The 15,288-nt window shown below is 37.9% G+C and carries 15 protein-coding genes; 2 read left to right on the forward strand and 13 right to left on the reverse strand.

From position 1 onward, the window contains the following. Positions 1–68: 68 nt before the first annotated feature. Genes AC3ITD_RS20185 through AC3ITD_RS20205 form a run of 5 tightly spaced genes read right to left on the reverse strand, consistent with a single transcriptional unit; the run spans position 69 to position 3,885 of the window. Positions 69–458 carry a hypothetical protein gene (locus AC3ITD_RS20185; protein WP_489362453.1) on the reverse strand — a complete coding sequence of 130 codons (390 nt, stop codon included), beginning with the start codon at positions 456–458 and terminating at the stop codon, positions 69–71. Then, complete coding sequence (locus AC3ITD_RS20190) at positions 436–759, reverse strand: hypothetical protein (RefSeq protein WP_489362455.1); 324 nt, start codon at positions 757–759, stop codon at positions 436–438. The genes AC3ITD_RS20185 and AC3ITD_RS20190 overlap by 23 nt, the downstream gene beginning before the upstream one ends. A 3-nt stretch (positions 760–762) precedes the next feature. After that, the gene (locus AC3ITD_RS20195; RefSeq protein WP_489362457.1) at positions 763–1,509 is read right to left on the reverse strand and encodes a glycosyltransferase family 2 protein; all 747 of its coding nucleotides are present in this window, start codon (positions 1,507–1,509) and stop codon (positions 763–765) included. 2 nt (positions 1,510–1,511) lie between these two features. Further along, complete coding sequence (locus AC3ITD_RS20200; protein WP_489362459.1) at positions 1,512–2,603, reverse strand: PDDEXK nuclease domain-containing protein; 1,092 nt, start codon at positions 2,601–2,603, stop codon at positions 1,512–1,514. Position 2,604: 1 nt separating this feature from the next. Then, positions 2,605–3,885 (reverse strand): glycosyltransferase, encoded by a 1,281-nt coding sequence (locus AC3ITD_RS20205; RefSeq protein WP_489362461.1) that lies wholly within the window; start codon positions 3,883–3,885, stop codon positions 2,605–2,607. Between the two features lie 74 nt (positions 3,886–3,959). On the opposite strand from AC3ITD_RS20205, the gene AC3ITD_RS20210 reads away from it, so the two are divergent. Together AC3ITD_RS20210 and AC3ITD_RS20215 are read left to right on the forward strand one after the other, a co-directional pair. Then, positions 3,960–7,148, forward strand: a complete 3,189-nt coding sequence (locus tag AC3ITD_RS20210) for a S41 family peptidase (protein ID WP_489362463.1) — start codon at positions 3,960–3,962, stop codon at positions 7,146–7,148. Positions 7,149–7,286: 138 nt separating this feature from the next. Further along, entirely contained in the window at positions 7,287–8,039 is a 753-nt protein-coding gene (locus tag AC3ITD_RS20215; RefSeq protein WP_489362465.1) for a class I SAM-dependent methyltransferase, read from the forward strand. Here the strand turns inward: AC3ITD_RS20215 and AC3ITD_RS20220 are convergent. From AC3ITD_RS20220 to AC3ITD_RS20255, 8 genes are all read right to left on the reverse strand, one after another. Then, complete coding sequence (locus AC3ITD_RS20220; protein WP_489362467.1) at positions 8,034–9,485, reverse strand: alpha-L-fucosidase; 1,452 nt, start codon at positions 9,483–9,485, stop codon at positions 8,034–8,036. The genes AC3ITD_RS20215 and AC3ITD_RS20220 overlap by 6 nt on opposite strands. Positions 9,486–9,527: 42 nt before the next feature. Next, positions 9,528–10,442, reverse strand: coding sequence for a glycosyltransferase (locus AC3ITD_RS20225; RefSeq protein ID WP_489362469.1), 915 nt, complete (start codon positions 10,440–10,442; stop codon positions 9,528–9,530). A gap of 110 nt (positions 10,443–10,552) precedes the next feature. After that, positions 10,553–11,314 (reverse strand): class I SAM-dependent methyltransferase, encoded by a 762-nt coding sequence (locus tag AC3ITD_RS20230; RefSeq protein WP_489362471.1) that lies wholly within the window; start codon positions 11,312–11,314, stop codon positions 10,553–10,555. 11 nt (positions 11,315–11,325) lie between these two features. Next, entirely contained in the window at positions 11,326–11,973 is a 648-nt protein-coding gene (locus tag AC3ITD_RS20235; protein WP_489362473.1) for a class I SAM-dependent methyltransferase, read from the reverse strand. Continuing rightward, positions 11,970–13,289: a flippase gene (locus AC3ITD_RS20240; protein ID WP_489362475.1), complete on the reverse strand. Its 1,320-nt coding sequence runs from the start codon at positions 13,287–13,289 to the stop codon at positions 11,970–11,972. The genes AC3ITD_RS20235 and AC3ITD_RS20240 overlap by 4 nt, the downstream gene beginning before the upstream one ends. A gap of 96 nt (positions 13,290–13,385) precedes the next feature. Further along, the gene (locus AC3ITD_RS20245; RefSeq protein WP_489362477.1) at positions 13,386–14,018 is read right to left on the reverse strand and encodes a hypothetical protein; all 633 of its coding nucleotides are present in this window, start codon (positions 14,016–14,018) and stop codon (positions 13,386–13,388) included. A gap of 37 nt (positions 14,019–14,055) precedes the next feature. Next, positions 14,056–14,574 (reverse strand): DUF1569 domain-containing protein, encoded by a 519-nt coding sequence (locus AC3ITD_RS20250; RefSeq protein WP_489362479.1) that lies wholly within the window; start codon positions 14,572–14,574, stop codon positions 14,056–14,058. A 21-nt stretch (positions 14,575–14,595) separates the two neighbouring features. Further along, positions 14,596–15,285 (reverse strand): YjjG family noncanonical pyrimidine nucleotidase, encoded by a 690-nt coding sequence (locus AC3ITD_RS20255; protein WP_489362481.1) that lies wholly within the window; start codon positions 15,283–15,285, stop codon positions 14,596–14,598. Positions 15,286–15,288: the final 3 nt, after the last annotated feature.

The following is a 15,288-nucleotide window of genomic DNA, read 5'->3' on the forward strand; positions in this document are numbered from 1 at the left end:
CTTTCTGTTTTTAATAGGTGATGTATTAAATACAGCTTTATGGGAATTTTTGTTTTTTGAATTTATGATTAACCTTTAATTTCTAAGGTTGTTACGGCATCCAAATCGTGATAGAAAAATACTTCATATATAACTCGGCTAACGATTGTTTTTATAAAAATCGAATCTTTAAATTGCACTAAAGGATATTTGTACCGAAGGTATTTCTTAGATTTATTTTTCCTGAATCCAATCTGCTTTAAATTGACAATCTCTGATTTATCTACGCTAAGATAATCACGAAGCTTTGAAAATGGAGTTAACTTTATCCTTAAATAACTATTTTTAATAGAGAAATCCAAATAGAGATTTGCTGATTCTTTTAAGCGGAAAGTGAAACCTTTGACCCGTTTTTCAACCAGGTCAAAAATGACATCGTCAAATTCTTGTCCATCATTAAAATATAGGTTTGTGTTCATGTAACTTGTCGAGTTTTTTATCAATTTGTGCAAGCATAAATATCCTATAGTCATTAGATTCACTTAGATCGGCTTGTGTTAAGAAAAATTCGATTTGACTACTTAGTCTCTTTTTTTCATCCGCCAGTGGGTCTATTAATGATTTTAGTAATCTTGTTTGATTTTCGATTTTAAAAAGAACCTTAGAATGTAACCCAGCAGACTTATAATCATAATCAATAAGATCTTCCTTAATTAATGAATCTAGTAATGCTTTTTCCTCTTCATAATAATTGAGGAGCTCTTTAAGTTCTTCATTCATATGCTAATCATTCGTTCTTCTATGCTTAAGAAAATAAAAAGCCAAATTACCTGCAATAATCAAGTGATTAAAAATATTTGGGATTAACCCATAATATTTGGTAAAGATCTTAAACCGCTCCTTCAAGCTTTCACGGTGTTTCTTCTTACTCATTCCGCCAACCAAATATTTGGCCACATAGCGATGAACATTCACAATGCTTGAAGCTTTTTTGGCAGCCTTAATAATCCAATCGATATCTGAGCTGTATTTGTAAGCTAAATCATAGGGGGCTATAATGTTCCGGCGAATATAAATAGCCTGATGGCTGATGTTCATTCCATATTTAAAGCTCGTCCAGTCGAATTTTTCCGGTGCCTCATGCCTTCGTCGTCCCAGGCTTTCCCAATTATCATTATACATTTCCGTTTCGCCATAATAAATATCAGCACCTTGGGCGGAAGCAAAAACATCCTCTACAGTTTGCTCATCATATATTTCATCGCCCGAATTCATAAACAAAACATAATCTCCTGTAGCCAAAGCCAGTCCTTTATTCATCGCATCATAAATCCCTTTGTCAGGTTCTGAAACGATTTTAGAAATATTGCTTTTGTATTTTTCAACAATTGCTAATGTGCCGTCTGTAGATTTACCATCGATAATAATGTATTCTATTTGTGTATAGGTTTGATTAAGCACAGAGTTGATTGTTCGCTCAATATCCCGGACGTTATTGTATACGATGGTGATGACAGTTAGTTTTGGCATTGTTAGTCCATTAATTTTTTAAGGGTTTCAACATCTGGCAAAACGCCTTTGTATGCTGCCGGTAAGACATGACTGGTTTTATAGGTAGAAACACCCATTGCCTTATTAAAATCTCTAAAAGAAAACTCTACAATCTTATTTTTCTTTTCTTTACAGAGAATAATTCCAATTGATGGTTGTTCGTGAGGTTGCTTTACATATTCATCTAAAGTTGATAAATAAAAATTCATTTTGCCCATATATTCTGGCTTAAATTTGCCGGTTTTCAGCTCAAAAACCACCAAACATTGTAAACGCCGATTAAAAAATAGAAGGTCTAAAAAGTATTCTTCATCTTCTATAATTAACCGATATTGATTGCCAATAAAAGCAAAGTCTGATCCCAATGACATTAAGAATTTCTTGATATTTTGAACGATTTCGCTTTCTAAAACCCGTTCATCTTTCTCATCATTATCTTCGATATTAATGAAATCTAATAGGTACTCATCTTTAAATGATCGCAAGGCTTTTTGCCTAGCTTCATCATTGGTAATTGTTTTTAAGAAATTATTGGGTAAGCTGCCAGTTTTTTGAAAAGTTTGGTTGTTTAAATGATTTTTCAATGTGCTTAGACTCCAAAATTCTGAGGCTGTTTTTTGAATATAAAAGATTCTCTCCTCTATTTTTTGAGTGCCTTGTATGATTTCTAAATGGTGTGAAAAACTTAGCCCAAAAAATGATTTTTCTAATTGGGCCGACACTGTTGGTCTAAATTTAACCTCCTCTAAATCAATAATTTGTAATTTGGCCGACACTGTCGGTCTAATTACAGTTTGTTCTTGCCACGACTCAAAAAAGAGTCTCATTCGTTTCATATTGGTTGCGTAAAAACCTCTTAAACCTGGCAACTCAACTTGTAAATCAGCTGATAGATTTTCGATAACTTTTACACCCCATTTTTCCTCTTCAATTTTTTGGGAAATAAATTTACCTACCGCAAAATAAAGGGATAGAAGTTCTTTATTAACAAGAGCCGCTGCCCTGTAACGACTCTGCAGAATTGCCGATTTCAAGGCCTTAATATTACCAAGATGGCTTTCAGCGAGTTCCATATTATTTCGGCTGTAAATTGATCAGGGTTTCATACAAGTGAATGTGTTCAGCTGCAATTACCTCTTCAGAGAAATCAGATAATATGCTTAACCTTGCAGCCTTTTGTATCTCTTCTTTATTTGGGCGATGATACAACCACTCGATGCCATTGGCTAAATCTTCTGCATTTTCATATTCGGCCAGGTATCCGTTTTGCATGTGCTTTACCATATCTGGGATGCCGCCTGTAGTAAAAGCGATTACTGGCGTGGCACAGGCCAAACTTTCCATCACCGTATTGGGTAAATTATCTTCCAAAGATGGCGTGATGAAAGCATCAGCGGCTGAATAACATTTGGCCAAATGATCATCTTTATTAATGGTGCCAAGGAAAGTCGTTTTGAATGGGAACTCAGGCATTTCTGCGTTCTCCTTATTTCCAAAAATAACAAGTTCGATATTTGATTTTTGAATGCCTGTGCGCCGGGATAAAATTTCGAGCGCCTCGATTAAATAAGGCGTTCCTTTATGTTTGTCGTTTTTTGAGGGCATAAAACCACTCATTAATACAAATTTATCAGGGTTAATTTTCAATATTTTTTTTGCCTCCGATTTTACATAAGGCTTGAACACATTCGTTTCGATGGTGTTCGGTATCACTGAAGTTTTCCGGGTACCCAACAAGCTGCTAAACTTTACAGATTTTGCCATCCAGTTGCTGGGCGCTATAATATGGAAGTTTAATTCGCCGTAAGCTTTCTGTTTGCGCAACCAGGTTTTATGAGAGATATCATTGTCGCCACTTATCTTCAAAATAGGGCAGTTTCCGCATTGCTGATGAAAATTTTCACAGCCATACCTTACATGGCAACCGCCTGTAAAAGCATTGCTGTCGTGAAAAGTCCAAACGATTGGTTTTTCCAATTCATCAAGCTCTGCTAAAAACTTAGGCGTAAGAAAACCGTGGTTTATCCAATGCAAATGAATAATATCTGCATTTTTAACATCAGGATGGTTTTTAATAGATTTACCAAACCACTGTAAACTAAAAGGGGTTTTAACCGATTTACTTAACCATTTTGCATAATATCTCTCTGATAAGATGTTATAAACGGCCATCGCTTTCTGAATCGGTGTTTTGCTGAAGGTATCAATTTTTGGATTCTGCCCAAACTTATAGTAAACCAAAACCTTTGAATCAATTCCGCTGGCTTTTAGTGCATCGCTTAAGCGTAAACAGGCTCTGCCAGCTCCGCCATTCCCATCATAAGTATTTAGGTGTACAACTTTCAAATCAATCAAAAATACATTTTATTGTTTACGAATATAAAATCTGTTGTGTAATTTCATCCAACCAAAGCCAAACTAACAAAATCATGATCAAATCCCTATTAAAATCGCTCACAGCAATGGCGTTTTTCTTACCTTGCCATTCATTTGCCCAAAATCAAACGTATTTTGCATCTTATCCAGCTTTAACGCCCGATGCGCAAACCATAGTATTCAGTTATGATGGCGACATTTGGAAAGTGCCGGTAAAAGGTGGGGTTGCCGACCGGATTACAGCCATGCAAGGAGAGGAGATCAATCCAAAAGTTTCTCCTGATGGGAAATGGCTGGCGTTTTCTTCCAACCAATTTGGAAATAATGATGTTTATTTGATGCCAATAAATGGTGGCGAGATTAAACAAATTACCTTTAATGATGCATCTGATGAAGTGGATAACTGGAGTTGGGATTCAAAAACAATCTACTTCACTTCAGGTAGATACAATTCTTTTTCCAGCTATAAGGTTGGTATTAATGGCGGTACGGCAACACGTTTATTCAATAACTATTTCAACACTACGCACCATATTGCAGAGTCGCCTACGGGAGAATTGTTTTTTAATGATACCTGGGAAAGTATGCGATTTCCTAACCGCAAGCATTATAAAGGCGCTTACAATCCTGATATTCAATCTTACAATCCTAAAACCAAAACTTATAAGCGCTATACCGATTACATCGGAAAAGATTTTTGGACCAGCGTTGATCGGACAGGCAACGTATTTTTCGTATCTGATGAAGGTAATGAAGAATATAATCTTTACACCTTTATTGGCGGACAGAAAACAGGCTTAACAAAATTCGAAACTTCTATTAAGCGTCCATTTGTTGCTGCAAACGGAACGATTGTAGTCTTTGAGAAAGATTATCAGCTCTACACCTATGATGTTGCTGCTAAGAAAACAGAAAAAGTAAGCATCAGTACATCAAGAAATCAGGTATTGAGTAAAGAGCAAGAATATGATGTGCGGGCAAATATCTCTGCTTTTGATGCCTCAACAGATGGAAAAAAAATCGCCTTTATTTCTCGCGGTGAAGTTTTTGTAAGTGATGTTGATGGCAAGTTCGTTAGGAAAATTACCAATAGCGGCGAAAGGGCTATGGAATGTAAGTGGCTTGCTGATAATAAAACTATTCTTTTTAGTCAAACAGCAAATGGTTTTCAAAACTGGTTTACCATTACCGGCGATGGAAAAGGGACGATTAAACAACTTACAAAAGATAAAGCGAACAATAGAGATATCACCCTAAATAAAGCCAAAACGATGGCGGTTTACTTAAGTGGGAGAAACGAGTTGAGGTTAATGGACTTGAAAACTTTTGATAGCAAAACCCTGGTAACCGATGAGTTTTGGGCTTTTCAAAATTCAGCGCCAAGTTTTTCTCCAAATGATGAATATGTTTTATTTACCGTCTATCGAAATTTTGAGCAGGATATCATCGTTCATCACTTAAAAAACAATAAGACAATCAGCCTCACCAATACGGGCGTAACAGAAACCGGCCCTTCATGGTCGCCAGATGGCAAATACATTTTCTTCACCAGTGCCCGCACGAAACCCTCTTATCCAACAGGGATGTCGAATGCGCACATTTACCGCATGGCTTTGAACAATTACGATGAGCCTTACCGTTCGGATAAATTTGATGATTTATTTAAGGAAACCAAACCTGCCGAGGTTAAGCCAGCAATTGTTGAACCCAAAACCAAAAAAGGAAAGGCAGATACCGCTAAAAAGAAAACTGAAGTAAAGCCAACGCCTAAACCGGCAGCTGTAATTACCATCAATACGCAAGATATTTTGGACAGAATTGAACTGGTTGGTCCTGCTTTTGGAGGTCAGTTTGGTACAGATGCTTATGCTAAGGGCGATAAAACCTACGTTTTTTATTCATCGAATCATGAGGGTGGCGCACCTGGTATTTACAGAACAACTATTGAACCTTTTGAAGCGAATAAAACGGAAAAAGTTGCGGATGGGGGTGATTATTCAATGGTTCAAGCCGGAGATAAGTTTTTTGTGCTTTCCAGAGGCGTGATCAATAAATATACGTTAGAAGGAAATAAGCTTGATAAGATCGATCATGGCTATAAATTTACAAGGAACCTAAATGCTGAATTTAACCAGATGTTTTACGAAACCTGGGTGGGTTTAGATGAAAATTTCTATGATGAAAAATTCCACGGTGTGGATTGGGATAAGATGAAAACCCGCTATGCGGCTTATCTTCCCTATGTAAATAACCGCAGCGATTTGAGGATTTTACTGAACGATATGCTGGGCGAATTAAATTCATCGCACATGGGCTTTAACAGTGCAGGTGCCGAGGAGAGAAAGAATTTAACTTATACCACTAACGAAACCGGGATTATTTTCGACAATGAAAACCCTTTGAAAGTAGAGCGGGTTGCAGCAAAAAGCAATGCTGCACGTACAGGAACCAATATTTTACCAGGAGATATTTTAACCGAGGTAAATGGCATTAAGGTGGATGAAAATATTGATCGCGATTACTACTTCAGCAAGCCATCATTGGATAAAGAGATGACTTTGACCTTTGAGAGAAAAGGCAAACAGATTTATGTAAACATCCATCCTGAAAGTGCCGGAACTTTACGTGGAAATCTTTACGATGAGTGGATCTCGAACAACCGTAAGAATGTAGATAAATGGGGGAATAATCGCATTGCCTATTCCTACATGAAAAATATGAGCGGCGGTGAATTGGAAACTTTCCTTTTGGATATGGTCGCTCAGGAAGAAAATAAAGATGCCATCATTTTAGATTTACGTTATAATACAGGGGGGAATGTACATGATGAAGTGTTGAAGTTTCTTTCTCAACGTCCGTATTTGCAGTGGAAATACCGTGGTGGCAAATTGGCACCGCAAAGTAACTTCGGTCCGGCAGCAAAACCTATTGTACTGCTGATAAATGAACAATCGCTAAGCGATGCAGAAATGACTGCTGCTGGCTTCAAGCAATTGAAATTGGGTAAAATCATTGGAACCGAAACCTACCGTTGGATTATTTTTACTTCAGCTAAAAGTTTGGTTGATGGATCATCTTACCGTTTACCTTCATGGGGATGTTATACGATGGATGGCAAGAACCTCGAAAGCGAAGGTGTTAAGCCAGATATCTTCGTAAAAAACACCTTCGAAGATCGATTGGCTGACAAAGATCCGCAGTTGGAAAAAGCTGTTGCGGAGATTTTGAAAGATTTGAAGTAAGCTAGCTGTGAGTTACTGGATTGTTTTTTGGTTTAAATACCTTGGCAATTAAACGGTCCAGTACCTCACATTTTATTAATTTACCTTTCCAATCACTTTTCTTTTCCGTTTCTTTGGCCTTTGGAATTATTTTAAAATATGGCGAATTTATTAACCGACAGAAATTTTTGGGTAAATTATTGGGAAAGTAAAAAAGGACTTGCAGTCCAAATTCCAGCAAATTATGTATTCCATCGCCAGCTCGGAGAAATTGTTGCTCACAATAATGTTAAAACAGCTATTGAACTTGGCGGCTTTCCAGGTTATTATGCCGTTTTTTTGAAGAAATATCTTAAGCTAGAGGTAACGCTGTTGGATTATTTTATTCATCCGCCAGTGGTAGTCGATTTGTTGGAAAAAAATGGCTTGAAAGAAAAAGATATTCATATTATAGAAACCGACTTATTCAATTATCACCCAGATCAGCGATATGATTTAGTGTTGAGTTGTGGTTTAATTGAGCATTTTAACGATACTGCTGATATTATAAACCGCCATATTGCCTTCGTAAAGCCAGGCGGAACACTTTTTATCACTCTTCCAAACTTTAAAGCGGTAAATGGCTGGTTCCAAAAAAACTTCGATAAAGAAAATTACGATAAACATAACATCGATAGCATGAACCCTGAATTTCTAAAATCCATTTGCGAAAAAGCAGGGATGAACGAAGTTAAATCAGGCTACTTTGGCAGGTTTAGTGTTTGGCTCGAAAACGAAAGTCAGAAATCTGCCGGAGTTAAGCTTTTCAAAAAAGCTGTATGGTTAAGCGGTAAAGTTTTTACTAAAATTATTCCTTTTGAAAGCCAGGCCTTATCGCCCTACATTATTTTGCAGGCAAAAAAACCTTTATAAACTTTTTTTATACAATCCGATTTCGCTCAAGGTAATACAAACCGGAGATTGAGTAATGTTGATTTTTACTTTGTTTGTAGTTACAGGCTGATCCAATTTGATTAACCTTTTCGCGCCAATACTGGTTCCATCATAAATTTTTTTCCAGCTGTTATTCTCCAATATCTCAATATTATAAGCTTCTACTCTTTGCCCAAGCGGGATATATTCTTGTAGGCTGACAATATCAAATGTTTTTGCCGATTTCAAATTAATCTCCAAACTTGCAGTATGGATATTGTCTGTTGTGGCCCAATAAGTTTGTTTATCATTATCCACCAACTTATTTATGGGATAACTTTTTCCCCGCGTATTATTGGCCGTTATGCTTGCATTTTTGGCAAAGTTATTTGAGAACGTTTTTTTAACCATTTCCCCAAACGTTTTTAGTGCTAACACATCATCATCGTGTAGCTGCCCCCGTGTGTCTGGCGCTAAGCCTAAATCCAAGCCGGCGCCTCGTCCCACGCTTTTTAGATACAGGTCGAAAAGCATTTCAGGAGTTTTTGGTTTTTCGGTAGGATGATAGAACCAGCCTTTTCGCAAAGGAACATCACATTCTGCAGGCATCCAAAATTTGCCGTTTCTTATTCCCTCCGGACTCTCAGGATAATTTGCCTGACCAGGTACTGCAACATTTTTTCCTTTCGGTGGCATGGGCGTAAAAGTAGCCCAACTGGTCTCCGCGGCATGCCCATCTTCGTTTCCCACCCACCTGATGTCAAGTCCGATATCACTAAAGATATTGGCCATAGGTTGCATTTTTCTGGTAATCGCCCAGGTATTTGTCCAGTCATAATAGGTCGTGTTATCAATAGACCGTTTTTCTCGGGTTCCGCCATAATAACCATCACCACCATTTGCACCGTCGTGCCAGCTCATAAATAATTCTCCGTAGTTGCCGTATAGTTCCTTAAGCTGCGCCTGATAGATTGCTAAATATTTATTGGTGCCATAAAGCGGATTATTCCTGTCCCAGGGCGAGCAATAAATGCCGAATTTTAAGCCAGCTTTTCGTGCCGCCTGCTCCACTTCTCTTACCAGATCTCCCTTTCCATTTCGAAACGGACTTTTAGTAATATTATAATTTGTTGTTTTGGTTGGCCACAAAGCGAAACCATCGTGGTGCTTAGCTACCAGAATAATTCCTTTTAGTCCAGCTGCTTTAGCTGCGGCAACAATTTGTTCAGCGTCGAAATTAGCCGGATTAAAGGTTTTTGGGTCCGCATCACCAAACCCCCATTCTTTATTCTCAAAGGTAGTAGGTGTGAAATGAATTAAGCCATACACCTCTACATCATGCCAGCCAAGCTGCCTTTTTGAAGGAAGGGCGCCATAAGGTTCTGGCGCATTTTGAGCATAGGTAGTTATTGAAAGGAATAGTAAAAACAGGGATGTTATTCTCATATTATTAGCTTCGGGAAGCCAAATTACTAAGAATAAATTTGATTATTTAGTAAAATATTGCGCTAACTTTTCTCTTACAAAACGTTTCACCCTCAAAACCATATTTCCTTTTCTGGTAGATAGAAAGCTTTTGATGATTTGATAGGCTTTTTTATCTTCTTCTATTACCTCTGGAAATTCAGTAATGGGTTTTGGGTTGATTACCACGTTATAAATATCGTTGATTCCAGAGTGTACACCGGTTCCGTCATGCCCAATATTATTGACCAGAGACTGGGAGGGGTTTAGTGTTAAGCCGCCTTTCAAAAATATAGAGGCATACCAGCGAATGGCCCAGCTGTTGTTTTTGCCTTTTTTAAATTCGAGCATCTGCTTCCAGAAATTCATTTTATTTTCTATGGAAAAGGCCGATTTTTTCTTCTTATCAAATTGTTTGATTAGCGTTTCAATGTTCGGCTCGAAATTCTTCCATGCTCTTCCCCAGGTTGCCCATCCCCAGCTGGTGGCGGCTCTGTAAAAAAATGACTGTGGTAAACCCTCTGCTTTCAATGGATACATGTAAGCGCCGATATGCATTACCTTTACTTCATCGCGATAGCGATTTAGCGCATCGTTAAAATAGCTTAAAGTATGTGGTGAGGTAACCAAATCATCTTCCAGAACAATTGCCTGATCATAATCCTTGATCAGTTTGGTTACCCCCTCTATAACAGAGTTTGCTAAACCAGCATTTTCTTTCCGCTCAAATACTTTTACAGATTTAAAACCATCAACTCTATTGATAATGGCTCTTACTTCTGCAACATTTTCTTCTTCGTTTGATGTTTTTGCTCCATCAGAAAAAATAAATAACCTACTCTCTCTCGCCAGATTATTTTTCTGCAGAAATTTTATTGTTCGTTCGGTATGTTGCGGACGATTGTAAACAAAAAGGGCTATAGGGGCGAGGTTTTGCATTGATTTATTTTTTCATCATCTATCCGATACGTCCTGCTGAATTTATTTCAGCATCGCTATTTTAAGATCCTGAAATAAATTCCGGATGACGAGCTCATGAGGTTTACTAATTAGAAAATATGCAGATTAGAATCTGATTTCTGCGTTAAAACGGTATAGGCGTTTGCAAATTGTTCTTGTTTTTTTCTTCCCAGCAAATTCCCTAAAGTTTTTTTAATCTTGTACTCCAGTTCGATTTTTAGATTTTTTGTAAAGGTTTTAGGCGCTTTCCTATTGATGAATTCATTAAATTTTACAGTTTCTGGCGCAGTCATCGAAACCTTATCTTCCAGAATTTCCAATCCCTCGCTTTGCAATAAAAACCTCAATGAGGTTGGCGTGTACATATTAATGTGTCCATAATCCAAAAAGTGTTTCATGCGGTTATCTACACCAAAACGGTAATCTTTTGGTACTTCTACTACAATATACTTCGCTACCCGTTTTAGTTCGCGAAGAAGGATGCGCTCATGTTCCACATGCTCCAAAACGTGTGCGAGAATAATTAAATCGAAGCTATCATCTTCGTAGGGAATTTTGTACCCATCGAAAGTCCGCGCTTCCTTTAAACGAGATAATTTTCTATCCTTAATGATATCGACACCACTTTGAGCAATTTCCAAGGCATAAAGTTCCGGCGCGAAGTTCCAATCATTTAGAAAATGTAAGATACTCCCATCGCCAGCACCAACCTCCAAAACATTTTTCGGCCTGATTCCTTCACAAACATCAACAATATTTTTTGCCTTATATTTAGCACCAAGCATGCGCCAGGCTACATCACTATTGGTATAAAAATTATCGTAGGCTGTTTTAACTTCTTCGCTTAACATAACATTGAGGATTAAATGCCCAGACAGTTGTCGGTTTTATAAAAAACCGATGTTGCTTTCTCATAGAAAAATCCCGGAGAAATTCCACTGAAACTAAGTTCCTTAAAGCCTTGTCCTTTTAAAAAAGTACGTGCATCATCATAAAATTCACGTTCGCTATCATCTAAAACAATCACGCCCGTTGGGGTTAGAGCCTCTAAGCTGTATCTGCAGCATCGTACGCGGTCGCGACCATCAACAATAATGATATCGAATTTTTTACCTAACAACGCTGCCTTTTTTGCGTATTCTCCATCGCGTTGGAGCTCGCAAAAGATCATTTCTGCGTTTGCCGGACTTGTTCCTTTTACCTTATCAAACCAGCCTTTATCATGCTCAACAGAGGTGACAGATCCGGCTTTCTCTGCGTAGAAAATAGTAGAATTTCCAGAACCATATTCGAAAATATGTTGAGATTTATTGAGCCGTTCGTTAATAAAATCGATAAAAGAATAAGTTACCCACGGAAGGGCTTTGCCGTTCCCATCAACCGCTTGTTTTTTATCAAAGGCGGTGAACCAGCCAATGCTGTTCAAATAACCTTTATGTCCGTATGATAATAATGCTTTTAGCCTGTTAGGTTTTGCAATTAATGTAGAAAGTGCTTTTAAAGTGCTCAACGTTTTAATATTTTTTGAAATGCTGTGATCAAAAATAACGATTTTAACATCATTATTCCTTGCTGACGGGTTTTAGGGATAAGTAAAAGATAAAATGCGGAGCTTGCACATGCAATTAATGTTGCAATAGATGCACCAACGCCTGCATATAGCGGGATTAGCCAGAGATTAAGAAGTATATTTATTATTGCACCAACTGCAGTTCGGTAAAAGGAAATTTTGGTAAATCCTTCAGCAAGAAGAAATTGTGAGCTGGCACTACCTAAGAAAACAAACACGCCTGACCAGATATGGATGGGCAACATATTTTCTGCTCCTGCAAAGCGATTGTCATAAATAATATCGATAATGATAGTGGAGCTGAAGGTGATTATTAGTGCCACAGGTAAGCTTATTGCCACTAGTAAATCATACAAGTTTTGCAGTCTTTTAATATATCGGGCATGATCGGTTTTCCTGGCATGAATTAATGCCGGAAAGACTGAAGTTACAATCGCAACTGGAATGAAATACCAGGCTTCACTAATTTTTGCAGCAGCACTATATATCCCAACCGCGGCACTTCCTTCACTTTTTAACATGACCTGATCGATCTTCATGTAAATAGAAACCATTACCGCTGATAATATTAAAGGTGCTGATTGTTTCAATAAGGATTTCGCCCGTTCTTTTTTAAAATGCCATTTAAAGATGCTAAATCCTTTGGAATGATACCTGATCGTTAGCCCTAATGCCAGGATAAAACCATCGAAAACGAGTGCCCAGGCAAACCAAATTACCGGCACCTTCAAATACACGAGGATAATTTTGAAAACAGCAGAAGCGATTACGCAAATATTTTGGACCTGAACAACATATTTTGATTGCACCTGCGATTGAAAATAAGAATCAATTACGTTGAAAGATTTAAAGAAAGCTGCAAATGAAAGCAACGCCACTACATAGGTTAAGGGTTCTCCAGGCTTATCGGAAAGATGATGGAACAATAAATACAAACCTATTGAAACAGGGATCAAGAGTAAATTAACTGTTAACCTTAATAATAATGAAGTTCCCAGTATTTCATCTTTTTTGCTGGGATCATTTATAATCTCCCGAATCACGAAGGTGTCCAACCCTAACGCTCCAATTGCAGCAGCAATTGCCGTAAAAGCATCGGCAAAGCTTAAATCTCCAAATGAAATCGGTCCCAAAAATCTGGCTACCACAAAGCCAACAATCATACTCAGGATGCGGCCAAACATCAACCACCCTGTATTTTTTAAATACTTATTAAATGCTTCTTCATCAAAACCTTTTAGGGCTGGTAATTTCATTGGCGCAAAGATGTAAAAAAATGTGCGTTAATCAACTGAATGGTGCACCACTGCAATATCGCATCAGTGGGCTGCTTCACCATGTTTTTGATTAGTTTAGCCCCCGGTCTGGTTTTCAGCAGTTTTTACAGTTGCTGGTGCAATAGTAGTTGGAGGTGTGGTCACTGTCGTTGCCGGCTGAACCCCTTCAGAAGTCAATGGTGCACCAACTGCAATATCACATCGGTGGTTCGGTTGGCCATGGGGAGGATTCATTCCTTTGGCCGCTTTGGTATTTATAGTTTGGGAAACCACTGGTTTGCCCGTAGGTGCTTGTGCTGTTTGAACTGGTTTCGAATCTAATGGCGCACCAACGGCAATATCGCATCTGTGCCCTGGTTCACCATGTTTAGGATTTAAGTTTTTTCCACTGCTGGTTTCCGTAGATGTTGCTGGTAGGTTAACTGCAATGGGCTGTGTTTGCGCGGCGGGTTTTTGAGCTGGTGTAGTTGCGGCTTGATTCAACGGTGCGCCTTCTGCCAAATCACAGGTATGGCCTGGCTCGCCATGTTTAGGATTAAATATTAATGTTTTGCCTATGGTCTGCGCTTTAGCCATGTTAGTATTGGTACCCTTCTGCAATCCTTCCAGCCCACCAGGGGTAGCAAAAACTGCGTTTTTCTCTTCTTTTTTTTCGCTATTGCACGAAGATAAAATCGCTAAAGCAAAGAAATAAAATAAGTGTTTCATAAAACTTATCCGTTTAATCAAATATGCACAATTATTTTTATCGTTTAAAACCCTCCTCAATTCTAACCAACTGTTTTAAATGGTGCTTGAGATGAATTTCGATAAAACGAAGCCATTGTTTTGCGTTTAAATATCCTAAACGAGGATGTTTGGTTTTGATCGTTCTATCGGCTGTTGCAACTAGCGGATAAATTTTCGTTAGCGATTCCTCAAATTCAAGAATGAAGTCTAAAGCTTCGGCTTTAGTTATTTTTTTTACTCGGGCTATCAACCGCTTAGGTACTTTATATTTTTGCGACGGAGGGAAGGCGCCAAGAAATAAAATAACCTTAACTGCAAAATGAGTCGCTTCCTTTTCACCTTTGCCTTGGGCACTATTCTCTAAGGCAATTAGCGATAATAAGCTGGCATCGAATATATGTGAATACACTTCGCTATAACTCCAACCATTTATGGGTGGGGTTACCTGAAAAACTTCTTCATCATAATGTGATAGCTTGTTTTTGTAAGCATTCACAATTTTATGTATTGATGTATTCACTTTCGAGCTTGTCATTTAATAAAGATAAAATAACAATTAGAAAAGCAGCATTAATTCTTTCAGATGAGTAATTTGTTTGGCTACATCGGCAGGTTTTTCCTTTTCTAAGGGATTGAAGAAAATAGCTTCGATACCAAAATTTAATGCACCATAAACATCTGCTTCCAAACTATCTCCGATCATGATGCTCTCTGCCTTTGTTGCTTTGGCTTTATCCAGTGCATATTCAAAAATTTGTGGGTTTGGTTTATTAACGCCCACATCTTCAGAAATAATTACGTTTTCGAAATAAGGATTTAAATTGGATAAATCCATTTTGGTCAATGTCGTTTCCTTAAATCCATTTGAAATAATATGCAAAGAGTATTTTTGCTGTAAATAAGCCAAAACTTCTTCAGCAGCCTCAAAGAGATTCGTCTTGGTTGGAGAAATACTGACGTAATCATCTTCAAATTGGTTCGGTACCGAATCGGGGTGAATACCTAATTGAATAAAGGTTTTGCTGAAACGTTCTGCCCGTAAAAATTCTTTGGTAATTTTTCCAAGGTGATAATCTGCCCAAAGCTGATGGTTGTTCTCCGTATATTTTAAAATGAAATCGGAGCACGATTGTAAGCCCAGTTCCTGTAATTTATGGGTATGGTAGAGTTCGTTCAGGGTTTCTTCGGCATTCCGATCAAAATCCCAGATGGTATGATCGAGGTCGAAAAAGATATGTTTTTTCATTAA

The organism is Pedobacter sp. KH_004 (assembly GCF_057840755.1).

Bases quoted from the DNA above. Each gene is read 5' to 3' on its own strand.
- AC3ITD_RS20185 (WP_489362453.1), bottom strand. From the start codon at position 458: ATGAACACAAACCTATATTTTAATGATGGACAAGAATTTGACGATGTC.
- AC3ITD_RS20190 (WP_489362455.1), bottom strand. From the start codon at position 759: ATGAATGAAGAACTTAAAGAGCTCCTCAATTATTATGAAGAGGAAAAA.
- AC3ITD_RS20195 (WP_489362457.1), bottom strand. From the start codon at position 1,509: ATGCCAAAACTAACTGTCATCACCATCGTATACAATAACGTCCGGGAT.
- AC3ITD_RS20200 (WP_489362459.1), bottom strand. From the start codon at position 2,603: ATGGAACTCGCTGAAAGCCATCTTGGTAATATTAAGGCCTTGAAATCG.
- AC3ITD_RS20210 (WP_489362463.1), top strand. From the start codon at position 3,960: ATGATCAAATCCCTATTAAAATCGCTCACAGCAATGGCGTTTTTCTTA.
- AC3ITD_RS20215 (WP_489362465.1), top strand. From the start codon at position 7,287: ATGGCGAATTTATTAACCGACAGAAATTTTTGGGTAAATTATTGGGAA.
- AC3ITD_RS20220 (WP_489362467.1), bottom strand. From the start codon at position 9,485: ATGAGAATAACATCCCTGTTTTTACTATTCCTTTCAATAACTACCTAT.
- AC3ITD_RS20225 (WP_489362469.1), bottom strand. From the start codon at position 10,442: ATGCAAAACCTCGCCCCTATAGCCCTTTTTGTTTACAATCGTCCGCAA.
- AC3ITD_RS20230 (WP_489362471.1), bottom strand. From the start codon at position 11,314: ATGTTAAGCGAAGAAGTTAAAACAGCCTACGATAATTTTTATACCAAT.
- AC3ITD_RS20240 (WP_489362475.1), bottom strand. From the start codon at position 13,289: ATGAAATTACCAGCCCTAAAAGGTTTTGATGAAGAAGCATTTAATAAG.
- AC3ITD_RS20245 (WP_489362477.1), bottom strand. From the start codon at position 14,018: ATGAAACACTTATTTTATTTCTTTGCTTTAGCGATTTTATCTTCGTGC.
- AC3ITD_RS20250 (WP_489362479.1), bottom strand. From the start codon at position 14,574: ATGACAAGCTCGAAAGTGAATACATCAATACATAAAATTGTGAATGCT.
- AC3ITD_RS20255 (WP_489362481.1), bottom strand. From the start codon at position 15,285: ATGAAAAAACATATCTTTTTCGACCTCGATCATACCATCTGGGATTTT.